General features: G+C 54.8%; 3 protein-coding genes and 1 tRNA gene. 2 read left to right on the top strand and 2 right to left on the bottom strand.

Features of this window, described 5'->3' with window-relative positions; translation table 11 throughout:
- Nucleotides 1–57: 57 nt before the first annotated feature.
- A tRNA-Arg gene (locus AC1DLB_RS25895) sits at nucleotides 58–134 on the top strand.
- A 19-nt stretch (nucleotides 135–153) separates the two neighbouring features.
- On the opposite strand, the gene AC1DLB_RS25900 is transcribed toward AC1DLB_RS25895, so the two are convergent.
- On the bottom strand, nucleotides 154–672 hold the full coding sequence (locus AC1DLB_RS25900; protein WP_436275155.1) for a cell envelope protein SmpA: 519 nt from the start codon (nucleotides 670–672) through the stop codon (nucleotides 154–156).
- 321 nt (nucleotides 673–993) lie between these two features.
- Here AC1DLB_RS25900 and mgtE point away from each other — a divergent pair, with 321 nt between their 5' ends.
- Entirely contained in the window at nucleotides 994–2436 is a 1443-nt protein-coding gene (mgtE, locus tag AC1DLB_RS25905) for a magnesium transporter (RefSeq protein ID WP_018926381.1), read from the top strand.
- Nucleotides 2437–2543: 107 nt separating this feature from the next.
- Here mgtE and AC1DLB_RS25910 read toward each other — a convergent pair whose 3' ends face one another.
- Nucleotides 2544–2870 (bottom strand): Arc family DNA-binding protein, encoded by a 327-nt coding sequence (locus tag AC1DLB_RS25910; RefSeq protein WP_018926380.1) that lies wholly within the window; start codon nucleotides 2868–2870, stop codon nucleotides 2544–2546.
- Nucleotides 2871–3246 lie beyond the last annotated feature (376 nt).

The raw sequence follows: 3246 nt of genomic DNA on the forward strand, positions 1-3246 counted from the left end.
GCAGTAATGTGAGTAACTTGGCTTCAACCAGTTGTGATCTGGTATAAAAACACAAATGCACTCGTAGCTCAGCTGGATAGAGTACTCGGCTACGAACCGAGCGGTCACAGGTTCGAATCCTGTCGAGTGCACCAAACACCAAAAAGCCCGCGTTTAACGCGGGCTTTTTGCCGTCTGCGATTTGGCTTTTCCTTTGGTACAACCTTTCTCATCGAACTCGATGTGAGCACTGCGCCCTCGCTTGTTGTCGTAGCGGTAGCTCATGGCTGAATTGCGAGTGCTGATTTTGTCTGGCTTGCCGAGAGCGCTTTCGACGTCCTGCTGACTCATGCCGGCAACCACTCTCTGATTGATGATCGCGATGCGGCGTTCCTTCGCGCTGAGCTTATTTCCACATTTGTCCTCGGGCTGACCAACGACCGTCGGCTCTCTCCTTGGGTTTTTCATACTTGATGTTTCGCGAACCTCAGCTTCTGGCATCAGGGCTGTCGTGCTGCCAGGCAAAAACGTGCGTACTTCCTGAAGCGAAAGGCTTTCTCCGGTCGTACAGCTCAAGGTCGTGAAGGTGATGCGTCCGTCAGGGGCTTCACACCGGTGGATGGTCGTAGCAAACGCCCAGGGCGGCAGGCAGAGCAGGGCGGCAAGCAAAAAATAATTAGCATTCCGTGGCATTCGACGTCCTCCTTGACGGTCCATATCAAGGGTAGCCGTTACATTTTTCGACTGCGGTGTGTTTTCTTTTCAGGATGAGTCGTCGCAGTTCCATGGATCAGGACGGCGCTCAGGTTTGTCTCGCAAGCGCTTGTTTCAGCCGCGATTTTTTCACGTTTAAAACCGTCAGGCGGTGTTATCATTGCGCCTGTCAGCCCCGCCGGGGCTTGTGGAATACCTCCATGGACTTACCCAGTAGTTACTCAGTACCTCGTTGTTACAATCATGAATTGACTGATTGATCCTTCCGGCGTGCCCCGCTGCTGGGAGTGGAGTTCGCCTATGTCTGAAGTTGAAGTAAAGAAAACGCAGGAAAGCTTGCAGGACCGCCTTGCTCAAGTCGTTGAGCTGCTGCAGCGCCAGCGGGTGGTCGAAGACCTGACTCATCGCCAGGAAGGTCCGCATCACGACCGGGTCGAGAACCTGGTTCACCGGCAAAACCTCGTCGAGTTGCAACGCAAGCTCGATGATCTGCACTCCGCTGACGTTGCCTACATCCTTGAAGCCTTGCCACTGGACGATCGTCTGACCGTCTGGCAATTGGTCAAGGCCGACCGCGACGGCGACATTCTGCTCGAAGTATCCGATTCGGTTCGTGAAACCCTGATCGCCGACATGGACGATCACGAGCTCCTGGCGGCGGCCAAGGACATGGATGCCGACGAACTTGCTGACCTGGCCTCCGAGCTGCCGCGAGACGTCGTCCACGAGCTGATGGAAACCCTCGATGCTCAACAGCGTGAGCGCGTCCGCTCCGCGTTGTCCTATGACGAGGAGCAGGTCGGTGCGCTGATGGACTTCGAGATGGTGACGATCCGTGAGGATGTCAGTCTTGAAGTGGTGTTGCGTTACCTGCGTCGTCTCAAAGAGTTGCCAAGCCATACCGATAAACTGTTCGTGGTCGATTACGACGGCGTGCTCAAGGGCGTGTTGCCGATCAAGCGCCTTTTGGTCAACGACCCGGATAAACAGGTCTCGGAAGTGATGGCCAGCGATCCGGTGAGTTTTCATCCGGACGAAGACGCCTACGAGGCCGCTCAGGCGTTCGAGCGTTACGACTTGATCTCGGCCCCAGTGGTGGACAAGAACGGCAAGCTGATCGGTCGTCTGACCATCGATGAAATGGTCGACCTGATTCGTGAAGAGAGCGAAAACGAAGTTCTCAACATGGCGGGTCTGCGCGAAGAAGAAGATATTTTTGCGTCAGTCTGGAAGTCCCTGCGCAACCGTTGGGCCTGGCTGGCGATAAACCTGATCACCGCGTTCGTTGCATCACGGGTGATCGGCCTGTTCGAGGGCTCTATCGAGAAGCTGGTAGCGCTCGCGGCATTGATGCCGATCGTGGCGGGTATCGGCGGCAACTCGGGTAACCAGACAATCACCATGATCGTTCGGGCCATGGCGCTGGACCAGGTCAGTACCGGCAATACGTCGAGGTTGATGCGCAAGGAGTTGGCGGTCGCTTTGATCAATGGCGTGGTCTGGGGTGGAGTGATTGGTGTGGTGTCCTACCTGCTTTATGGCAGTTGGTCCCTGGGCGTGGTGATGACCGCCGCCATGACGCTTAACCTGTTGCTTGCAGCATTGATGGGCGTGTTGATTCCGATGACCCTGGCGCGGCTTGGGCGCGACCCGGCAATGGGCGCGAGTGTGATGATCACTGCCATGACCGACAGTGGTGGCTTTTTCATCTTTCTCGGGCTGGCGACGATTTTTCTGCTCTGACGTTCTACCTCAAAAGAACCCGCCCAATCGGCGGGTTTTTTTTTGAGGGGCTGAATTTCAGGCAAAAAAAAGCCAGCAATTACGCTGGCTTGAGCTTTCAGGATGAATCAGGAAACGTCTGCAGCCATTTCGGCATCATGGGCAATCAGCGAAACCAGAGCGTTTTGCTGGCGGTGGGAGAGTTGGCGGAAGCGTTGCAGCAGTTCGCGTTCGTGTAATGACAGCTCGGGGCTGTCCAGGCGCATGCTCAATTCTTCGCCCAACGCGCCTTCCTGAATAAGACTCTGCTCAAGACGCGCGATGATTTCGGAATTCATGCTGCGATGATGATTGCGAGCCACCTCGGCAATGCGTTCACGCATTCCGTCTGGCAGACGTACGACGAACTTGTCAGCCGTACGGCTGGAATAAATTGCCTGTTTCAATGGGCGCATATATTTAACCGGTTAGTTCAGGGGAGCGGTTCTCGGGATAGGCCGCAGGATGTCAGATAGGACAAGCACTCCGACCAAATGTTCAACCTGAATTGATAGAGGCGCGCATCATGCCTCAAATTAGCCAGATCATTGGCGTCAATTCTGTGACAAATATTGATCTGGGTAAAGGCTTAATGCCAGCACCTATTATCAGAAATGCGGACTGGTTTGAAAACATTCCATGAGTCCGTATCGCTGACCGCGTCCTCTTGCCCGACAGGTGATGCCCGAAGACGCCTGAAGGTGCATGCTATGCGGATTCGATCCTTGTTCCTTACCTTAACAGGATAGTGGCAAATGGCCGATTTACTAGGGCAGACGGACGGTATGGGAT

The organism is Pseudomonas sp. 05N434 (assembly GCF_056396965.1).

Bases quoted from the DNA above. Each gene is read 5' to 3' on its own strand.
- AC1DLB_RS25900 (WP_436275155.1), bottom strand. From the start codon at position 672: ATGCCACGGAATGCTAATTATTTTTTGCTTGCCGCCCTGCTCTGCCTG.
- mgtE (WP_018926381.1), top strand. From the start codon at position 994: ATGTCTGAAGTTGAAGTAAAGAAAACGCAGGAAAGCTTGCAGGACCGC.
- AC1DLB_RS25910 (WP_018926380.1), bottom strand. From the start codon at position 2,870: ATGCGCCCATTGAAACAGGCAATTTATTCCAGCCGTACGGCTGACAAG.